Source organism: Flavobacterium croceum DSM 17960, from assembly GCF_002917885.1.
Taxonomy (GTDB): Bacteria; Bacteroidota; Bacteroidia; order Flavobacteriales; family Flavobacteriaceae; genus Flavobacterium; species Flavobacterium croceum.
This window is the reverse complement of record NZ_PQNY01000006.1, coordinates 49,094-70,484: the sequence shown is the minus strand read 5'-3', so window position 1 is coordinate 70,484 and position 21,391 is coordinate 49,094. Positions and strand designations below refer to the sequence as shown.

General features: G+C 32.0%; 17 protein-coding genes. 2 read left to right on the top strand and 15 right to left on the bottom strand.

Annotated elements, in window-relative coordinates:
* Positions 1 to 495 precede the first annotated feature (495 nt).
* From Q361_RS05840 to Q361_RS05800, 9 genes are all read right to left on the bottom strand, one after another.
* The gene (locus Q361_RS05840; protein WP_103725783.1) at positions 496 to 3,621 is read right to left on the bottom strand and encodes a type I restriction endonuclease subunit R; all 3,126 of its coding nucleotides are present in this window, start codon (positions 3,619 to 3,621) and stop codon (positions 496 to 498) included.
* Complete coding sequence (locus Q361_RS05835; protein WP_103725782.1) at positions 3,621 to 4,436, bottom strand: hypothetical protein; 816 nt, start codon at positions 4,434 to 4,436, stop codon at positions 3,621 to 3,623. The genes Q361_RS05840 and Q361_RS05835 overlap by 1 nt, the downstream gene beginning before the upstream one ends.
* Positions 4,429 to 5,631, bottom strand: a complete 1,203-nt coding sequence (locus tag Q361_RS05830) for an AAA family ATPase (protein WP_103725781.1) — start codon at positions 5,629 to 5,631, stop codon at positions 4,429 to 4,431. Before Q361_RS05830 ends, Q361_RS05835 begins: the two co-directional genes overlap by 8 nt.
* Position 5,632: 1 nt before the next feature.
* The gene (locus tag Q361_RS05825) at positions 5,633 to 7,000 is read right to left on the bottom strand and encodes a DUF262 domain-containing protein (RefSeq protein ID WP_103725780.1); all 1,368 of its coding nucleotides are present in this window, start codon (positions 6,998 to 7,000) and stop codon (positions 5,633 to 5,635) included.
* Positions 7,001 to 7,027: 27 nt separating this feature from the next.
* Positions 7,028 to 8,128, bottom strand: coding sequence for a restriction endonuclease subunit S (locus tag Q361_RS05820; protein ID WP_103725779.1), 1,101 nt, complete (start codon positions 8,126 to 8,128; stop codon positions 7,028 to 7,030).
* Positions 8,125 to 8,583, bottom strand: coding sequence for a type II toxin-antitoxin system VapC family toxin (locus tag Q361_RS05815; protein ID WP_103725778.1), 459 nt, complete (start codon positions 8,581 to 8,583; stop codon positions 8,125 to 8,127). Before Q361_RS05815 ends, Q361_RS05820 begins: the two co-directional genes overlap by 4 nt.
* Positions 8,580 to 9,521, bottom strand: a complete 942-nt coding sequence (locus Q361_RS05810; protein WP_103725777.1) for a hypothetical protein — start codon at positions 9,519 to 9,521, stop codon at positions 8,580 to 8,582. Before Q361_RS05810 ends, Q361_RS05815 begins: the two co-directional genes overlap by 4 nt.
* 17 nt (positions 9,522 to 9,538) lie before the next feature.
* Entirely contained in the window at positions 9,539 to 11,074 is a 1,536-nt protein-coding gene (locus tag Q361_RS05805; protein ID WP_103725776.1) for a class I SAM-dependent DNA methyltransferase, read from the bottom strand.
* A gap of 1,025 nt (positions 11,075 to 12,099) precedes the next feature.
* Entirely contained in the window at positions 12,100 to 12,849 is a 750-nt protein-coding gene (locus Q361_RS05800; RefSeq protein WP_103725775.1) for a hypothetical protein, read from the bottom strand.
* Between the two features lie 849 nt (positions 12,850 to 13,698).
* On the opposite strand from Q361_RS05800, the gene Q361_RS13640 reads away from it, so the two are divergent.
* Positions 13,699 to 13,923: a hypothetical protein gene (locus Q361_RS13640; RefSeq protein ID WP_146046982.1), complete on the top strand. Its 225-nt coding sequence runs from the start codon at positions 13,699 to 13,701 to the stop codon at positions 13,921 to 13,923.
* 174 nt (positions 13,924 to 14,097) lie between these two features.
* Here Q361_RS13640 and mnmE read toward each other — a convergent pair whose 3' ends face one another.
* Positions 14,098 to 15,489, bottom strand: coding sequence for a tRNA uridine-5-carboxymethylaminomethyl(34) synthesis GTPase MnmE (gene mnmE, locus Q361_RS05790; RefSeq protein WP_103725773.1), 1,392 nt, complete (start codon positions 15,487 to 15,489; stop codon positions 14,098 to 14,100).
* A 138-nt stretch (positions 15,490 to 15,627) separates the two neighbouring features.
* On the opposite strand from mnmE, the gene Q361_RS05785 reads away from it, so the two are divergent.
* Positions 15,628 to 16,464, top strand: coding sequence for a universal stress protein (locus Q361_RS05785; RefSeq protein ID WP_103725772.1), 837 nt, complete (start codon positions 15,628 to 15,630; stop codon positions 16,462 to 16,464).
* Between the two features lie 60 nt (positions 16,465 to 16,524).
* On the opposite strand, the gene dnaN is transcribed toward Q361_RS05785, so the two are convergent.
* From dnaN to Q361_RS05760, 5 genes are all read right to left on the bottom strand, one after another.
* On the bottom strand, positions 16,525 to 17,643 hold the full coding sequence (gene dnaN, locus Q361_RS05780) for a DNA polymerase III subunit beta (RefSeq protein WP_103725771.1): 1,119 nt from the start codon (positions 17,641 to 17,643) through the stop codon (positions 16,525 to 16,527).
* Between the two features lie 106 nt (positions 17,644 to 17,749).
* On the bottom strand, positions 17,750 to 19,438 hold the full coding sequence (gene gldG / locus Q361_RS05775) for a gliding motility-associated ABC transporter substrate-binding protein GldG (RefSeq protein WP_103725770.1): 1,689 nt from the start codon (positions 19,436 to 19,438) through the stop codon (positions 17,750 to 17,752).
* A gap of 6 nt (positions 19,439 to 19,444) precedes the next feature.
* Positions 19,445 to 20,167: a gliding motility-associated ABC transporter permease subunit GldF gene (gene gldF, locus Q361_RS05770; RefSeq protein WP_103725769.1), complete on the bottom strand. Its 723-nt coding sequence runs from the start codon at positions 20,165 to 20,167 to the stop codon at positions 19,445 to 19,447.
* Between the two features lie 49 nt (positions 20,168 to 20,216).
* A complete protein-coding gene (locus tag Q361_RS05765) occupies positions 20,217 to 20,513 on the bottom strand; it encodes a putative quinol monooxygenase (protein WP_103725768.1) in 297 nt (98 codons plus the stop codon).
* Position 20,514: 1 nt separating this feature from the next.
* On the bottom strand, positions 20,515 to 21,336 hold the full coding sequence (locus tag Q361_RS05760; protein ID WP_103725767.1) for an SAM hydrolase/SAM-dependent halogenase family protein: 822 nt from the start codon (positions 21,334 to 21,336) through the stop codon (positions 20,515 to 20,517).
* Positions 21,337 to 21,391 lie beyond the last annotated feature (55 nt).

The following is a 21,391-nucleotide window of genomic DNA, read 5'->3' as shown; positions in this document are numbered from 1 at the left end:
GGGCATGTTCAAATACAACAGCCTCTTTTTTTATACCATCTAATATGCTAAAACGTACAATGTGAATAACACAATTTTTTTAAAATACTCAAAAAGGTATTTTACTAGTCCGTTATTACTATTTTTATTATACTGTAAGATACAATCGAGTTTACAAGATTTCATGTATGATAGTATCATTTGATAGTATTATAAATGTATAAAAAACATGAATTTTACTTCGTATTAAAATTGCTATTAATTTTTTATGTAATAACATACAACAAATAGTAAACTAGATTTTATATTTTCAAAGTTTATTAAGTCGGTATATTTTCCATTTTTTTCAATCCAATTACATAATCATAAATAAATTTGTACAAATAATGAATTCCTTTTACTTTCATTTCAAAATTTAAATCTAAATAATCAATAGTAATTTGAAAACGGTTTAATTAATTTTTAAAAGCAGATGGTACTTCAACTAAATTTCTAAAACGATATCTAATATATTTTTTATTCTCTACTAAAAATATCTGCCAAACTTTCACTTTGAGCAATAACTCTATCAGCTTCCATTTTGGCAACGTCTGGTGGATAGCCGTAGCGCATTAATATTTTTTTTACGGTTAAGCGCAGTTGCGCTCGTACATCATCACGTTTACTCCAATCTACAGTTGCATTTTTTCGTATTACATCAACTATCGTATGTATCAAATCTTTCATTTTATCATCATCCAAAAAAGATGTAGAATCGTTATCTTTTAAAACGCTATAAAATGCATATTCTTCAGGTGTTAGCCCTAAGTCTTGAGATTTTTTATCTTCCAATTGCATTTCTTTTGCAATCTCCGATAGCTCATGCAATACTTGTGCAGAATCTATTTGATTATTATGATAACGCTTCACAACCGTTTCTAACATTTCGGAAAACTTTTTACCTTGAACTAGATTTTTTGTTTTTCTGACTTTAACTTCGTCACTCAATAATTTTTTTAGTAATTCAAATGCAAGATTCTTTTGTTGCATATTTTTTACTTCCAATAAAAACTCGTCCGATAATATGCCAACCGATGGAGCTTTTATTCCTGCTGCTTCAAAAATATCTATCACACCATCACTAGATAGTACTTCATCTACAATTTGCTTTATAGCAGTTTCTACTTCGTAATCTGATTTTATGCCAGTACTACTAAACTTATTTATTCTTGACTTTACGGCTTGAAAAAAAGCTACACCATCTTTTATTCTATCGGCTTCTGCACTCGGAATAGACATAGCAAATAATCTCGATAACAGAGTAACTTCTTTTAAAAAACGGTCTTTTAAAGCATCACTAGATAATATAAAGTTTTGAGCACCTAGTAATATTTGTAACCTCTCAGCTGTTTCCGAAACAAAATAAGCTTTAAAATTATAGCCGTTAAACATTTGCTCTATCACCTCAAACTTTTCTTTCATTCCCGCAATAGCCTCTTTTATATCAAATATGGGAGTTCCCTCACCGCCACTTTGTAAATAGATTGCCATTGCGTTTCTCAAATCCTGACCAATTCCTATATAATCAACAATTAATCCGCCTGGTTTGTCTTTATACACTCGGTTTACTCTTGCAATAGCTTGCATCAAATTTGCACCTTGCATTTTTTTATCAACGTACATCGTGTTTAAACTTGGTGCATCAAAACCAGTAAGCCACATATCTCTAACAAGAACTAACTTTAATTCATCATTAGGGTCTTTCATTCTTGTTGCTAAATATTTCCGTTCGTTTTTTGTAGTATGATGCGGTTGTAACAAAGCAATATCATCAGACGAGCTAGTCATTACAACTTTTAGTTGCCCTTTGTCAATATCACAATGATGCCATTCTGGTTTTAATGCTACAATTTCATCATATAGTTTTGCGCAGATTGTTCGGGTCATGCAAACAATCATTGCCTTGCCCTCAAATACTTCTTGACGTTTTTCAAAATGGGTAACAATATCTCTCGCAATATCTTTCAATCGGTCAGTATGCCCTACAACGGCATCAATAGTCGCTACGTTTTGTTTGGCTTTTTCCAATTGTTCTTCGGTAGCATCTGCAATAGCATTAATTTCAGCATCAATTGTAGCTGTGGTAGCATCGTCCAATTTTATTTTTATCAAACGCGATTCATAACTTATAGGTACGGTTGCACCATCATCAACGGCTTGTTTTATATCGTAAACGTCTATATAATCTCCAAAAACGGCTGGTGTAGATTTGTCTTCTTTTTCTATGGGTGTTCCAGTAAATCCTATGTATGAGGCATTTGGCAGCGCATCACGTAAGTATTTTGCATTACCATAGCGTGTTTCCATTCCGTTTTCGGTTTCTACTTCTTTACCTGCAAAACCATATTGGCTTCGGTGGGCTTCATCGGCAATTACTACTATATTGGCTCTTTCCGACAACGTTTCATAAACATTGCCTGTTTCTGGAGAAAATTTTTGAATAGTGGTAAAAATTACACCACCACCAGAAACTTTTAATAATTCTTTAATATGTTCTTTACTTTCAGCTTGTATTGGTTTTTGCCGTAACAAACCAACGCAATTACCAAATGTCCCAAATAATTGGTCGTCCAAATCATTACGGTCGGTTAAGATTACAAGGGTTGGGTTTTCCATTAACAGATGCGTAATAATTTGTCCGCTATAAAAAACCATAGTTAACGATTTTCCGCTTCCTTGTGTATGCCAAACCACACCTGCTTTTCTATCTCCATCGGTGCTGTGCGTGGCTCGTATGGTTTGTGCAACTGCTTTTTGAACCGCATAATATTGATGATATGCGGCTACTTTTTTAACTTTGGTTTGAAAAATCAAGCCTGTTTTTGGGTCTTTCTTTTCTTCCGATTCAAAAACAGTACAGTAACGTATCAGTTCTACCAATGTTTTTTTATCTAACATGTATTCCGTTAGAATTTGCAACTCGGTTTTAACGTCATTATCATTATTTTTTGGAGATTTCCAAGGCAAGTATCTCGAAAAAGGTGCAGAAATACTCGATGCTTTGGCATCAATCCCATCAGAAATTACACAAAGTGCATTGTAATAAAAAATACTTGGAACGGTGCTTTTATAAGTTTGTATTTGCTGAAAAGCTTTCAAAATAGTTGCTTTTTCATCGGTAGCATTTTTCAACTCTATAAAAACCAATGGCAAACCATTAATGTAAATCACTACATCAAAACGTTTTTCGTTGTTGTTTTCTTGAACAACTAATTGGTTTACTACCCAAAAACTATTGTTTTCAATATGCTCCGTATCTAGTAAAGTAACCGGAATACCAATGCTATTTTCTCCTTTGGTATATTCTACCGTTACACCATTGGTAAGATAGTTATGAAAACGTTCGTTGTTTTCCATAATATCATCGGTACCCAAGTGGAGTATTTTTTGAAACGCTTCTACACGTGCCGATTCGGGTAGAGTAGGGTTAAGATTTTTTAAACAGGCTGCAAAATGATTTTCAAAAATAACCGAAGCAAAAGTCAAACGTTGGGCATTATCACTATAAGGTGCAATGTCTGGCCCATAATAATAGGTGTATCCTTGTCCTTGCAATTGTGCAATGAGCGATTGTTCTATGTGGTTTTCGGAAATATTTGCCATTAATTATATTTATCTGTATCTAAATGTTTACCGATATATCCAATGTAAATTTTATTGTTTTCAGGATAAAAATGAAATCTAAGATTCCCACTTGTTTTGATATGAAGTTCAAAACAGAGTCTTCTTCCATCAGGCATAGAAAATATTCTCTGATTAAAATATTTCCTTTGTTCCATAGTTTTTTTTGATTCAGGAGAAATATCTAGAGATGATTTTTGATTTGCTTCATTGTAATTAAAATTACCTTCACTCCAATTTTCTGATACATATCTATCTAATTCAACTAATTTATCTTTTATTAATGTTAAATAAGTGCCACCTATTTTTTTTAAATCGTATTCAATACCAGGGCATAATACTATGTTAGAAAAAAGCATTTCTCTTCTCTCCCAGAAGGTTTCAGGTGTTAATTCCCAAAGATATTTAGATTTAAAAGCTTCATATTTAAATTTAGAATTTATATGCTTTTCATTTATTGCATCTTCAAATGATGCACCATAAAACGAATTATATATTTTAAATATTGAATTATCAAAATCATTAGTACAGTGATAAATAACATTTATTGACTTTAGTGATTCTATTAGTTTTGGTACTACTGTACATGCAAATTGGATATCCTCAAAATGAGTAAATATAACATCACTTAAAATACCCATTTTAGTTTCAAAAAACCATATATCTTCATTCTTTAAAAATACATCTTCTGGTTTTGGTTCATCAATAATTAACTCATTTAACAAAATAAAATTTTCTTCAATTTCAGACGAAGAAGCATTTATATAACCAATGGGGGATAGATAAAAGTTAAACATTCCTTCTAGTTTTAGTTAATTCCATAAAATCAATCTGAGTTTGGTCAAAAAAACCTTTTGGCCATTCACTTAATTCTCCTTTTTCGGTTATCGAGATTGATTTTACTGTTGGTTGTTGTTTTACACCTAAAACTTTATCTTCTTCTAATTCTTCTTTAGATTTTAGTTCTCTGTAAAAGTAATTAATTGTAACTTTTGAGTTATCGATAACTTTCTTTGCCACTGCTATTTGAATACCATTTATAATATGATCGCTGTGGGTTTCAACAATTATTTTCACACCTGAATTTGCCATTACACCCAAAAAATAGCCCATTTTGGATTGAGCAGAAGGATGTAAATGTGCCTCTGGATTTTCAATAATTAATATTCTTTCTTTTTTAGCTATAAGACAAGCAACAATAATTGGTAATGAATAGCTAATACCAAAACCTGTATTTGTTGGTGATATTGGTTTTCCTTGCGAAAAATTATTTTCTACCCAAATTCTAGCAGTATGTGTTTCTGTGTCTTTTTTTGCATCTATAGTTACCCCATCAATAATGTAACTTAACCATGCATTAACATGATGATAAAATCTACTTCCTTTCAAAAATGAAGGATTTTCAAGTATTCTATCTTTGTCTATTTCAAAATTACTTTTTTTCTCTAAGGAATCAATATCAGCTATTATTTGAGCAGTTAATTCACCTTGAAATCCTACATTTAAATAATCATAAAATTTTAAAGTTTGAGTAATTCTTGGTCCAAGTCTTTCAGCATTTAAATAGTAAAACTCTTGAAAAAGAATTGGATTTTTAGGATAATTATATGAACTTGAATTTATACTGCTTGGTGTGATGAATAGTTCTTGACCATCATTTACATTATAGCAGATTTCAAAATTTTTTTCTTTATTAGACAAACCGAGTTCAATTATCGGATAATCATATTCTATATGTAAAATGTTTTCACTATTTCCTAATCCCAAGCAATAAACATCATTTAACTCGATATTTAAATCATTAATTTTATTGTATTCATAATGATCTGTTTTCCATTCACTACAATGTTCAATGGTTCTTCTTAAAAGCAACAAAGATTGTATTGCTGAACTTTTACCATTTCCATTACCACCCGCAAAAATTGTCAAATTATTTATTGGTACAGCTATTTCACTAAAACATTTAAAATTTTTAATTATAAGATTTTCCATTTTAAGATTTTATATTAGTTGAAATTAAATCTTTTAAAGTTTCAAAAGTGTATATCAGATTGGCTTTACCATTTGTTCCATAAGATAAATAATTTAATAATTTAATATCATTCTGTATTTTTTCAGCCAAAATATTTCTTAATATATTTGAAGAGTTAAGTTCTTTAATTTTATCAGGATTAAAGTCTGCCAATAATATTGATAAGCAAACAAATAATGCTTTGTTAATTAGTTGCTTGTAAGCATCAGGTTTTAGGTCTTTTGGTTGAATTTTTCTAAAAGAATACTTTCTTCCTAAAAGATGTTCTGCATTTTTCATTGCATTACTAAATAAACTTGTATATTTATCTAAATCTTCTTTTTTTGCTTTTATGTTTAATTCTGTAAATTCATCTAACGAAGCATCCATGTATCCATTATAACTATTGATATTTCCATCTTTTTTATACCAACTATAAAACATCATAAATCTTAAAGCAATTTCTTGGTCATCCATTCTTGTGCTTTTAATACTATTGTCTGTAGCAGATTTAAATTCTTTTAATTTAACCATCTCTTTTAAACAATCTCTTAATACTTGTCCAGTTAAACAATTTCTAATTTCTTGATTATTTAATGGTCGCCCACCAGTGTTTATTCTTCTGAAAATATCATATTTAACTTTATAAGGCGAACTTGGATCAATAAAGTTTGCTGTGATTGATGTCAAGTTAAACCATCTAAAGTACTTGGCATCAAGACCAATTTTTTTACCTGAACTTTTATAATATTTACTATCACATGATTCTCCTAAATATTGTAAGTTTTTCAAAGGAAATTTATTGTCCATAAAGTCTTTAATGGTCGAAATTCTTTGTAATCCATCAACTACTGATAATTTACCTTCATTGTCTTCTGCAAAATAAAACATTGGTAACGGTATTCTTAACAAAATTGACTCAATTAAACGTGATTTTTGGAAGCTACTCCAAACTAAGTTTCTTTGAAAATCTGGATTTAAATCAATATCCTTATTATCAATCATAGTACTTAATAATGTTATATTAACCTTATCAGTTCTCACTTTAATTTCATCAGGATTGTATGGATTTAACTCTGTAGTTTGATCGTCATTAAAACTATCTGCTCCTGATTTTTCTATTTCTGTAATTACATAAAGCAAACTATCTAATTTGTTTTCAATGATATCATCATCTTCAATTATTCTATTATCTTTTAGAATTATTGTGATATTTGGAGAGTTTATTTCAATCTCCATCCAAATAAATTTATCATCATCAATTAGTTGATACCTATTTAAAGTATCTTCTTTCTTAATTACTGATAAACTAATTATTTGTTCGTTTTCTATATTAAAATCTACAATCATTGTATTGAATATTAAATTTTTACAAAATTACATTTTTACTCTCATTTCCCCACTCATCAATCTTGGTAATAATGTATCACGGGTTTTGGTGAGGGTTTGGATTTCAATAGTGTTTGCTCTTATTTTTGAAAAAATAGGTTGAATTATTAAATTGAATTTATCAAGAATACTTTTTTCAGGTATTATTATTTCAAAATTTATCAAATTTCCTTGGTTTATTTTTAGTTGAACCGCACCAGTAATCATTTCTGAAACTTTCATTTTTTTACAAATAACATACAGTATTTCTGTTGAAAAACCATTTTTGCCTTGTAGAACGTGAGCGTGATTATTTACCCAAAATTTATCCCAAACATATTGTAAAAATGGATTTCCATTCGTATCAATTACAGAACCGTCTTCAGCAAATAAAAGATAAATTCCATCAAAAATATATTCATCTATATAATCCATTACAGATGTTGCACCATAATATGGATAATCTCCTTTTTTTTCTTCTCTTTCTTGTTTTGATAATGGAATTCTTTTAGAATCATAAATTTCAATTACTTCTCCCAACTTCCCAACGCTCCACCCCTCAGGCAACTCATCATCAACTCGATATTTCCCAAACCATTCGGTAAAAATAGTTTGTGCCATTTCTTCAAGCGTTTTGTTTTGGGCTTGTAGCAGTTCTATTTTATCATCAAATGAGGTTAGTATGGCAGCGATTGATTGTTGCTCGGTTATATTTTTAGGAATGTCAATAGTCAACTGATTTAGAACGGGTGTCGTTAAACTTGGGACAGCAGAACCAACATTTAAATTTTCTAAATTAATTGTCTTTAGTTTAAAATAAAGATATTTTGGTATTATTTTACTTTCGTCAATTTTAGTATAAAATAAAGTGTCAACCGTCCAGAACGGTTGTTCTATGAAAAATAAATTCGAGATTGTACCTTTTCGAGGTATTAAGACAGATGGTTTATCATATAAAATTTGGTCGACATTTCTCATAAAGCCTCCTGAACCCAAACAAGGTATATCACCATCTTTCAAATGCTTATGATCTTTACCATATTTTATTTCAGCAACAGCTTCTAAAGTAGTTTCTACCCAACCCTCAGGTATATTTTTTACTTCACTCATGCTACTTTCATTACATTAAGAAAGGTTCCGTTTAAATGATCAAAATCGCCATCAGCAGTTACAAGTGGTGCATTAATAGTATGTGCAGCAGCGGCAATCCACAAATCGTTTTTACCCATTTTGTGCGCTGCACCATTTTTTAAGTTTCCATGAGCGTCGGGTACTTTTCTTTTCGAAAAAGCATCGATATACGCATAACTGTCTAGTAACCTCTTGTCTGCATTTTCAATATCTATATAGGTTACTTGTGTTAAAAAATGAGTCAAAACATTTATTTTGGCTTGTTTCCAGCCTTGTTGCTTTGCAAAAGATTCTAATTCTCCTTTGGTTACTACAGAAATAATGATATTAACATTAGCGTCAAATTCTCTTAATAATGCCATACATTTTTGCCCGGTAATAGATTGTCTAATGATGTGAATGATAACACAAGTGTCCAAAACAATATTCTTCATAAATGACTATCTTTTAGCATTTCATTAAATTGCTCTTCTGTAATATCATCTTTCATTAATCCCATCATGTTTTCTAATGCATCTAGAGAGCTCTTGCCTTTACCTTGTTTAATTTGAAAGAGTAGCTGTTGTTCCCCAATTATAGCTACTGGTTTTTTAGAAAAATATGTATCAGATTCCGTAGGTTCGCTAAATTCATAAATTTCCATAAAACTTAATTGGCCATTAGGTTTATAATGAGCCAAACCCGAAATAGTAATTTCTTTGCCAATATATTTTAAAACGGCATGTAAAATGTTGTCATTTTTTGCAATAATCGTAATAATACCTTGCTCGGTTTGCAAGCCTAATTTACCTTTTGAAACTTTAATTTCGTCAAGTTTTCCGTTTATAATTTCTTTGGTTGGTTCTGGTATACTATCTTCAAGTAAACTTATTTTTTTAAAATCTTCTTTGGTCAATTTTAGTTCAGGAATAGTTCCTCTATTTGCCAAATAAAAAATATCATCATCACTACTAAAATTCTTTTTAAAGTTTAAAAGAGATTTTAGCAAAGGTTTGTCTATATCGGCTTCATTTTGGTTATCACTCAAAGCACTATGAAAAGATTGAATTACAAGCGACATAGGCGTTGCATCTAATAATTGCTCTTTAGGTTTAAAAAAATCCAATTGAATTTTTTTAATCGTTTCATAAAAATGGTCACAGTCTAAGGTCATACAAGTACCACTATTATTGCTTCCACTTAAACTTTCTAGCCTTATTTCAAGTGCTTTTTGTATGTTTTTTTCAGGTTTTATATCGCTATATCCTCTCAATTGCAACATCAAAGCTTTTGTGGCTATTTCTTTAGTGGTTTTGGTCAATGCACTCAAACGGTCAAACTCAATAGAACCGTTTTCGTTTTTATTACCTTTTATTTTTATGTCGTAATTCATTGTTGTCTTTTTAAAAATTAATTTAATGTAAAACCAATTTTAGAAAGCTGTTTTTCAATCTCAGCGTTTAATGCTGCTTCTTTATCCATTTGCTGTTTTAAAGTGGCAGTAAGTGTTGCCATTTTAGTTTCAAAGGGTATGCCATCGTCTTCTACAGCTTCTATGCCTACATAACGACCAGGTGTGAGTACATAACCGTGTTTTTCTATTTCTTCTAGGGTGGCACTTTTGCAAAAACCTTTGATGTCCTTATATACTCCCTCTCCTTTGGAGAGGGCTGGGGTAAAACCTCGCCAATTGTGGTAGGTATCGCTAATTTTATCAATATCCTCATCGGTAAAATCTCGGTGTACACGGTCTTTCATATACCCCATTTCGCTGGCATCTATAAATAAAACCTCTTTATTACGATTTGCCTTTTCTCTACGCAAAAACCATATACAGGCAGGTATACCCGTATTGTAAAACAATTGTTTAGGTAAAGCTACAATACATTCTACCAAGTCATTAACAATTAAATTTTTTCGTATTTCGCCTTCACCACTTGTGTTAGAACTCAACGAACCGTTAGATAAAATAGTTGCCATAACACCTCTTGGTGCTAAGTGGTACAACATGTGTTGCATCCAACCATAGTTGGCATTGCCACTTGGTGGCACACCATATTTCCAACGCCCGTCTTCTTGCAAAATATCAATACCCCATTCGCTTTGATTAAACGGTGGGTTGGCAAGTATATAATCGGCTTTCAAGTCGGGGTGCGCATCTTTCAAAAAAGTACCTTCGGTATTCCACACCACAAATTTAGAGTTAATGTTGCGTATGGCTAAGTTCATTTTAGAGAGTTTCCAAGTGGTTTGGTTACTTTCTTGTCCGTAAACTGTAATATCGCTAATTTTACCTCGGTGTTCGGTTACAAACTTTTCACTCATTACAAACATACCACCGCTACCACTAGCTGGGTCATATACTCGGCCTTTGTAGGGTTCTATCATTTCTACCATCAATTTTACAATACTTTTTGGGGTATAAAATTGACCTCCTTTTTTACCTTCGGCATTGGCAAACTCACCCAAAAAATATTCATACACCCTACCAAAAAGGTCTTTAGAGTTTTCGTTTTCTACTTGCAACTCGGTATTCGAAATCAAATCGATCAATTCACCCAGAGAAGTTTTGTCAAGATTGGCTTTTCCATAAACTTGTGGCAAAACATTTTTTAATTCTTTGTTTTCGCTTTCTATGGCTTGCATGGCTTCGTCTATGGTTTTACCAATAGTGGGAAGTTTTGCATGGGCATGAATATGGCTCCAACGTGCTTCTTTTGGAACAAAAAAAGTATTAGCTGCCAAATATTCGTCTCTATCTTCTGGATCAGAATATTCGTCGGCTTTTAACTTCTCGTACAATTCGCTAAACGATTCAGAAATGTATTTCAAGAATATTAAACCCAATACAACGTGTTTATATTCGGCAGCATCTATATTTTTACGCAGTTTGTCTGCCGATTTAAATAGTTTTTGTTCAAAAGTGGTAGTATCGGTTTTTGCCATTTCAATTATTGCATTAATATACACCAAACATAACGAAAAAAATACACCTTTGCAAGCCGTAAAAACAGCAGTTTTTCAAGCCAAATAAAAACACACAATGTACTTGAGAGCTAAAGTATAGAAACAGATTTTATAAATTTTACGGAAACCCGTAAATCAAAATAATAAAATGTAAAAGGTGTATAACCAAAAAGTTGAATCTAAAAAAACGAAAATCATAAACAGCCCACATAGAAAAGTAACAAAACCAAAACCACAAAAAAAGTCTAAATAAAAGAGATTGTATATTTAGTTGGTCAATTATTATTTATTTTCAGCTACAAAATAAACTCCAACCGATACCTGCAATAAAAGCAAGTAAATAGAGGTTTATCAATTAAAAATTGTGTACAAATCAACCAAACATAAGAGTATGTACCTACCAAATACTATAATCATAATCAACAAAAGATATAATAAAGAGAGTTTTGCGCAATGGCATAATTCGGTTAGAAAACAAGCTATAATAAATCAAAACAAAAAACATAGTAATAGCCATATACAAGCAAAGAATTTATTATAAAGTACCCCGCAACCTCACAACCCCCAACCTAAAACCTGAAACCTCAAACTTGAAACCTAAAACCAGAAACTTCACAACCCCCAACCTCACAACCTGAAACCTGAAACCTGAAACCTGAAACCTGAAACCTCAAACCAGAAACCTCACAACCTGAAACCTGAAACCTCAAACCAGAAACCTCACAACCTGAAACCTGAAACCTGAAACCTGAAACCTCAAACCTCAAACCTGAAACCTCAAACTTGAAACCTCAAACCTCAAACCTGAAACTTCACAACCCACAACTTAAAACCCGAAACCTAAAACCAGAAACCTCACAACCTGAAACCTGAAACCTAAAACCTCAAACCTCAAACCTGAAACCTGAAACCTGAAACCCACAACCCACAACTCACAACAAAAAAAAACACCCCACGAGCAGGGTGTTTCTCTAAATCAGTTTATTTGAACACAACATCAAAAACTAACTCATTTTCAGCAAATGCAACACATTAAACGCACCATTATTCAACATATACGACACACCATTTATTTCCTGAAAAAACTCAATCAACAAAAAATGCATACCCGTACCACTCACAGTAGGAGTACCCACAGGAGTTAATACAGGGGCAATCATACTATGCTCCAACGTATAAATCTCCTTAGCACTTTGAGTTAGTTCATAAGCACCCGTTGCAAAATCAATGTTCAAAAAACCAACCTGCAAACTAAAATGGCTTGCCCCTTCAGGACTACGCATTTGCTCCAAGGGGTTGTATGCCGCAATACTTACCGCCCCAGTGGCTACATCAACCGTAACAATCGAGTTCAACACACTGCCTAGAGTAGCCTTAGCATTAAAATCAAACCCTTCCAAAACCGAAGTAGAAGAGGAGTTGTTCAACCCTTCCGCTACATTGCGGGCGCCACGGGCGCTCACACTGTCCAAATTTTTAATTTGTCCCATAACTTTCACAAGCCTACTAGTCAATTTACTGTCTTTCGCTCGAAACACCATAGGGCCCAATGCCGTACGCAATAATTTTCCCGAAAGCGCAATACTGCCAAATTCGGCTCCGTTCTCTCGGGTACGAGCAAACGCAGGGTCGTTCATAATACGGTTTTTACTCACACCACCTTTGGTGCGCACAAAGTACCCATCGGCACTTTTGTAGAAAGTAAGATCCTCAATCGTACCTTCCAATTTAATCAAACTTTTCAACTTTGCCATATTCTAATGAATTAATAATTAATAATGGCTCAAAGGTAGCCACGTAGTAAGAGAGCCGTAGTAAATACTGCCAATATAGAATAGTCTTGCATTATTTTTCACAAATTAGCCCAATTCAAGTATATCTTGCCAAACAAAGCAACAATTGCCATATTTGCACATAAAAAAAATGTAAATCATTAAAAATCAATACATAACAAATATGTGTTCGAAGTAAAATTTTAATAAAAACAATGATACATAACAACTCGACATGCACAAAAAGTATTAAAAATCAAGAAACTAGCATTAAAAAGAGCTAAAAGGCTTTTTAAATAAACCGAGTTTCTTTATCTGTAGTTAGGGTTTCTGTAGGTTTTTTTATACCGTTAGAAAAAACACTAAAAAATCCCCCGAGTGTATACCAAGTGTATGCCGAGTGTATGTTTAGTGTATGCCAAAAGTATGGTAAAGCTATGCTAGAGATACCCCACACCCAAAGTACATAAATAAGCGTAAAAAGAGCGCAAACAAACCAACTAAAAAATACACAACCAACAATAAAAAAGAGATTACTGGGTTTTTCAAAAAACAACAAAAAACAACAAAAAAACACAAAAAATGAGTGTAAAAACGAGTTTTTTTGGCTAAAAACAATCAAAAAAGCCAGTTTTTAAAAAAAGTAGTCTTGTTAAAAACTTATCGATATTGTTAAAAACTTCAAGAAAAAACGTGTTAGATTATCGCTAAATTTGTAAAAAGAAAAGGAGTAAAATAGTCAATAAAAGGCTACCTATTCAAAAAATTAACTTTAACTTAAAATTATGGAAAAACAACAAAATCACTCAGTAAAACAAAAGCATATTAGCCATGTCAAGAACTATTTTACGAATTTGTATCACGACTAAAGATATTATAAACATAGAAGAATGTTCACAACGTACCGCTTCTCAAAAGATGAGTGATATGCGTGTATTCTTTAATAAAACAGATAAAAGATGCAAACTCACATTTAAAGAGTATGCAACATACACAGGCATTCCTCTAGAAGAGCTTGAACCTTTCCGTCTTCCACCAAACAGCAAAGCCGCATAAACATAATGGTTAAGCCCTCAAAAAAACACCCAATTCAAGCTATTTTTCCAAGCAGAATAAATACAGCACCCATCAAATATTACATTCTTACTAAACAAATTAAGCTAATGAGAAAAACGGGGCATTTTGATCGCCAACCTCGTTTGGTTTCTGTATCAATAAAAAAACGTTAATTTACTTCCCGATACAAAAATTAGCAAAAATATTACCCAACAATTCATCATTGGTAACTTCGCCAGTTATTTCACCAAAATAGTACAGTGCTTGTTTAATGTCAATCGCCAGAAGGTCTGCCGATAGCCCTGAATTGAGACCAAATTTTACTTTTTGTATTTCTTCCAAAGCTTTAAGCAACGAATCATAATGGCGTGTATTGGTAACTATCGTTTCGTTGTTATGTAGCACACCTGTATTTACAAACGAAAGCAATTGCTCTTTAAGTTCGTCAATACCCATCTTATTCTTGGCAGAAATAAAAAGAGAACAAGGCATAACTTGTTTGATGACATCAATTTGCGAATCATTCAATAAATCAACTTTATTGATAACGACTAAAATAGTTTTTTGAGGATATTTGTTTTTTAGTTGTTCAAACTCAAGTACCATTTTATCAGTATCATAAGTCCCTCCTTTGGAGGGGTTGGGGAGGCTAATAACTACCTGCGCTTGTTCAATTTTTTCAAAGGTTTTTTTAATCCCGATGCTTTCTACCACATCTTGGGTTTCACGAATGCCTGCTGTATCTATAAATCGAAATCCAATTCCGTTTAGTACAATCTCATCTTCAATAGTATCACGAGTAGTGCCCGCAATATCCGAAACTATGGCACGTTCTTCATTAAGCAAAGCATTCAAAAGAGTAGATTTTCCTACATTAGGTTCGCCTACAATAGCTACAGGAATTCCGTTTTTAATAACATTACCAACCGCAAAAGAATCAATCAATCGTTTTAAAACCATTTCTATCCGATCGAGCAATATGCTAAATTGGGTTCTATCTGCAAATTCAACATCTTCTTCAGAAAAATCCAATTCTAACTCTATAAGCGAGGCAAAATTTAAAAGTTCCATACGTAATAACTTTAACTCGTTACTAAAACCGCCACGCATTTGTTGCATCGCTATTTGATGTGAAGACTCGTTATCACTAGCAATCAAATCGGCTACCGCTTCTGCTTGCGATAAATCTAATTTTCCGTTAAGAAATGCACGTAGCGTAAATTCGCCAGGTTTTGCCATCGTTGCACCTTTGCGCAATAGCAATTGTATTATTTGTTGCTGAATATAAACCGAACCATGACATGAAATTTCTACAACATCTTCACCCGTATACGAATGCGGATTTTTAAATAGAGATACTAATACTTGATCGAAAATTTTACCATCATCTACTATGTTTCCTAAATGAATAGTATGCGATTTTTGTTCGGATATTTTTTTAAAACGTACAGCTTGAAAAACGGCATCACAAATCGATAAAGATTCAGGGCCAGAGAGTCGAATTACAGCTATAGCTCCTGCGCCCGAAGGTGTAGCTAGAGCAACAATGGTAGAATTAGTATACATAACTAGTTAAAAATTGCACAAAGATACTCTTAATAATCAAGTTATTCAAAGGTTAAATTTTGGTAAAACTGATTATTATCATACATATTATATAGAATATTGAGTAATTTTAAGGTATAAAATCTAACCAATTGTATCATGAAAAAAATAGTTGTTCCTACCGATTTTTCTAGCATTGCTACAAATGCTTTTATGCATGCTGTGCATTATGCAGTTCAGTTTTCAAGCGAAATCATTTTAGTACATACCTACGAAACGCCTGTTGTAGATTTACAATTTTATCCTGAAAATTTACCTTTAGTACTCGAAACTTATCAAAAAGAACAAACCGATTTTATTACGAATGAAACCCATAAATGGAAACAACTCGCAAGTGAAATTGAAGGAGGAAGTACTATTAAAATAAAACATATTTTAAAACAAGGAGATTTAATTACTGTACTAAATGATGTAGTAACTCAAGAATATGCCGATATGGTTATTATGGGAACTAGTGGAGCAGAAGGTTGGAAAGAAGCTTTATTGGGAACAAATACAGGAGAAGCAATAACCACACTTGTTGTGCCTGTATTGAGTGTTCCAGAAAATGCGGTATATACCAAAGTAGATACCATTGGTTTTACCACTCGTTTTAGAGATAAAGACAAACAAGCCTTGTACAAAACTTTAGAAATTGCTCAAAAAATAGATGCTCATGTAAAATGCTTGTATGTAAAAACTAGTAAAGATGATGTGTCTGACGCTAAAATAAATGAATGGGAAAAAGAATTTTCTAAAGAAAAAGTTACCTTTTTTATTATTCCAGATGACGATGTTTTAAGCACTATTGATGATTTTGTAACCGATCAAGAGATAGATTTATTACTGATGCTCACTTATAAAAGAAGTTTTTTTGCTTCTCTGTTTTCAAATAGTTTTACAGAAAAAGTAGCCAATCATATGGCAATACCTATTTTAGCCCTACACGAAGAGTAGGCATACAAAAAAAAGTCGGTAAATTTACCGACTTTTTTTAGCACAATACTATATAAATATTTAGTTATTTAGCATTACTGGCATTACCAACATGGTTATAGTTTCGCCTTCTTCCAATCCATCTACAGGAGTTAAAATACCTGCTCTATTTGGCATTGACATTTCAAGTTGAATCTCATCAGATTGTAAATTGGTTAGCATCTCCAATAAAAAACGAGAATTAAAACCTATTTGTATGTCATCGCCTTGGTAATCGCACGTTAAACGTTCTTCGGCTTTGTTTGAGTAATCTATATCTTCGGCAGAAATGTTCAATTCTGCACCAGCAATTTTTAAGCGTATTTGATGTGTAGTTTTATTAGAAAAAATTGCTACACGACGCACTGAACTCAAAAACAAAGTTCTGTCTATAATTAATTTGTTTGGATTTTCTTTTGGTATTACTGCCTCGTAGTTTGGATATTTTCCGTCTATAAGTCTACAAGTTAATACATAGTTTTCAAACGAAAAAGTAGCATTTGCATCATTGTATTCTATTGTAACTTCTGCATTTGATGTTGCTAATATACCTTTTAAAATAGTTAAAGGTTTTTTTGGCATAATAAAATCGGCTACTTGCGAAGCTTTTACGTCTGTACGCTGATATTTAACTAGTTTGTGAGCATCTGTAGCTACAAATATTAAACCTTCTGGAGAAAATTGAAAAAATACACCACTCATTACAGGGCGCAAATCATCATTTCCTGCAGCAAAAATAGTTTTGCTTATTGCTGTAGATAATACTTCGGCAGGAACTAGTGTAGAAGAAGGATTTTCTAATGCTACTGATTTTGGAAACTCTTCTCCAGCGGCATACGCAATGGCATATTTACCCGAATTTGAACTTATTTCTATTGTATTGTTTTCTTCTACAGTAAAAGTAAGGGGTTGCTCTGGAAAAGTTTTTAATATATCTAATAATAATTTTGCAGGCACAGCTACACTACCTTTATCTTTAGACTCTATTTCGAGTGTTGCAGACATTGTTGTTTCTAAATCTGAAGCCGATACAGTAAGTGTATTTTTGCTTAATTCAAACAAAAAGTTGTCTAATATAGGTAACGTATTACTGCTATTTATAACACTTCCTAAAACTTGTAATTGTTTTAATAAATAGGAACTAGATACAATAAATTTCATTTTTCTTTATTTTTTACAAACCTACATAAAATTTAGTAATTTTTACTAAGCTAAGCCTAAATTTTATAGCAGTTAGTGTTAATGAATGCTTTAATTTATGGTTGTTTTAACGTTTTTGATATTTTAATTTTCGAGTGTAGGTAAATACCACGCCAAATATTAATAACAATACCAATGGTAATCCAACAGTGATAAGTTGATAGGTTGTATAGTTTTGGTACACTTTTTCGGTGTCTAATATTGGTATTGCAACCTCTTTGTTTCGTATATTAATTAATCCTTTGTCATCGAGTAAATAATTTACACAATTGAGCAAAAATTCTTTGTTAGCATAAAATTGGTTAGTCCATTTATCAAAACCTAATTCCATAGGTTGGTAATTTTTGTCTAATTGATTTTTCATGATGTCGCCATCAGAAATTACAATCATCTTATTTTGTAAACCTTGAGGAGTAAAATTACTTTGCTCAAAAGGTAAAACTCTATTTTGATACACAGAATTAAATTTACCTTCAAGCAATACCGCTACCGGAATGTTACCCATATCTTTAAACTCGGCTTGATTTGGTCTTTCGGCAGCCATGTTTAAATTGATTTCAACAGGAGTTCCTACAGCTTTGGAAGCAGGCGACGATTGAAGTAAAACTGTTTTATGTATTGGGTTTTTAAGTAACTCTATTGGGTTTGTAAATTCAAATTTTAATGCGTCTAAATTGCTAACTATTGGGTTGGTTTTAGATTTGTTTTTGTTTTCCAATGGATAAATCATGGGCGAATAAAACCAAGGATATTGATTGTATTGTGTACCACTACCTTCTTCGCCCGTAGCAAGTGCAATAGGCGTTGCCATAATATCTTTAATCAAATCGGGTTTTATGCGAATTCCGTATTTAAAAAACATATCGTTTAGCCCTAAATCTCTCGGAAACGCCATAGCCGCTCCCGTAGCATTGTACAAACTATCCATTTCAATATTTACTGCATCTACCATCCACAATGTTTTGCCTCCGTGTATAATAAATTGATCGAGTACTTGTTTTTCCTCATCAGTAAAGGTTTGTGTAGGTTTACTTATTACAGCTAAGTCGTATTTTTTTAGATATTCTAAGGTTTTTGTAGGGTTTTTGGCTACAGAATCTAGTGTAAAAGTGCCTATAAAATAATTTTCTTTTACGGCTTTAATAAAATCAGCAATAAAAATATCATCTGTTTCACCATTACCTTTAAGCATTGCAATTTTTTTCTGCTTTGCGGTAATTACGGTATTGATAGCGTTGGCAAATCCGTATTCTAAGTGTTGTACAGAGCTTACAACTTTTTCTGCGGCAGAAACTCCCATCATATTTTTAAGCAAAGCTACTTTGGTCGTTTTATTATTACAGGTTACTTCTGCCCACGGAAAAACCATGGTTTCTGTTTTTTTTCCTTTATCATCTACAGTAATATTCACTGGCGTTAAACCTTTGGCTACAAGTTTTTGTGCTTCTTGATTTGTTTGGTCTTCTAGAGGATTTTTAAAATTTACAATAATTTGATTGTTGTATGCTTTAAACTCTTCGAGTAGTTGTAAGGTTTCAGATTGTAATTTTTTAAATTCTCCAGGAAAATTTCCTTCCAAATAAATATCTACATACACAGGTTTGTCTATTTTATTGACAATAGACACCGTTGTTGGTGATAGTGTATAACGCTTATCGGCAGTTAAATCAAATCGTTTGTATAAGTAATGTCCCGCAAAATTAATTACCAAAGCAATACTTATAATTGAGAGTATATGTTTTAAAGATTTGTTCATGGTCAATTATTTCAACGATTTAAGTTTATAAACAGTAGCAGCCAAAAAAATAGTAGTAATAGATGAAAAATACAAAATATCTCGGGTATCTATAACGCCTTTACTCATACTTTGGTAATGATAATCCATGCCCAAACGCGCTATTACATCTTGAAAGTTTTTAAATAAATTTGATATTCCTTCAAAACCAAAATATAGTATAAAACACAAAACAACTGCCAAAATAAATGCAACAATTTGATTTTCAGAAAGAGTAGAAGTGTAAATACCTATAGCACAATAAGAGGCTATAAGAAAAAGCAATCCAAAATAAGAGCCTAGAGTACTACCAAAATCTAAATTTCCTACAGGATAGCCCAAATTATAGACAGTATATACATAAATAAGTGTGGGTAGTAGTGCCAAAATAATGAGGATAAATGCACCTAAAAATTTTCCTAGAACAATTTGCCAAATAGAAATTGGCTTTGTAAACAAAAGCTCTATTGTACCTTGTTTTTTTTCGTCAGAAAAACTACGCATGGTTACTGCTGGAATTAAAAATAAGAGTACCCAAGGAGAAAAAGTAAAAAACGGCGTTAAATCGGCAAAACCGCTATTTAAAATGTTAAAGTCGCCTTCAAAAACCCAAAGAAACAAACCGTTTATCAACAAAAATACAGCTATAACCAAATAGCCTATTGGTGATCCAAAAAAGGATTTAATTTCTTTTACTAGTATTGATTTCATTTTGTAATGGGTATTAAAATCGTGTAAGTACTGTATTGTTTTATTTTGGTTATTCTAATGATACTTTTTTATCTACACTCCATGCTTCTGGTTTATCTTTGAAAAGCGTTTTTGTATAGCTCCACACTTCTTTAAATAAGTCAGAATTGCGGTAATTTTCCAAATCTTGCTCCTCATTCCAGTAACTGTAAGTAAAGAATATGCAAGGATTATTTTTGTCTTGGTATAATTCTAAAAGACTATTGCCTGTAGTGTTTCGTATTTTTTCTTTCACCTGATGAAAATTAGTTAAAAAATCTTCAATTTTATCTTCGTGAAAAGTCATTTTTACAATTCGTATAAACATTTTAATTAAATTCTATGGTTATTACATCGTGATAATTTAAACCCAATAAACTCTTAGCACTTCCTACATTAGGATTACTTTTAAAAATAGCAATTTCCAAAAAACCTGCTTCATTAAAAAGAGCCATTTGTAAGCCTTCATAATTTTTTATAGGATAATTAGTTCCAACGGCAATATCGGAATATTTAGTATAAATTGTGCTGATTTTGTTTCGTTTAAATTTTATTTCAAAAGTGCGTCCGTTTACATTTTTATAGAATAGTTCGCGGGTAATATTGCTTACAGCGTTTCCAAAATGGTCTATATAAATAATATTACCACTAATTATTTTAGCATCAGTACTTATAGAGGCTTGTAATTGTGAAATAGATTTTAAACTTGTAGTTGTAGTACCTATACTTTCTAAACTTTTTGTATGTACCAAATGCAAAGCAGAATACAAAATAATATCAATATCAGACAAATCTTTTACAGATTCGCCTAAATTTAAAGTAACCATTTCTTGAGGTGTACTGCCTTGTAGCATCATGCTTAGTATACCATTGTCTGCTCCTATAAAATAATGGTCATTCCATTTAATAGCAACGTGCTGATTTTCATGATTTTTTTCTACATCAACACCTATAATGTGTATAGTACCTACAGGAAAACCTTGATAAGCTCTACCCAAAATATAACTAGCTTCGGCAATATTAAACGGATCGATGTCGTGAGAAATATCTACAACAGTTATGTTTTTTTCTGCCGCAATTAGCTTACCTTTTATAGCTCCTACAAAATAGTCTTTGTGGCCGTAATCGGTAGTTAATGTAATTATTGACATAAATTTGTTTATAACTTATTGTAAAATGAATACCTATTTTCTCTAAATTTGGAAA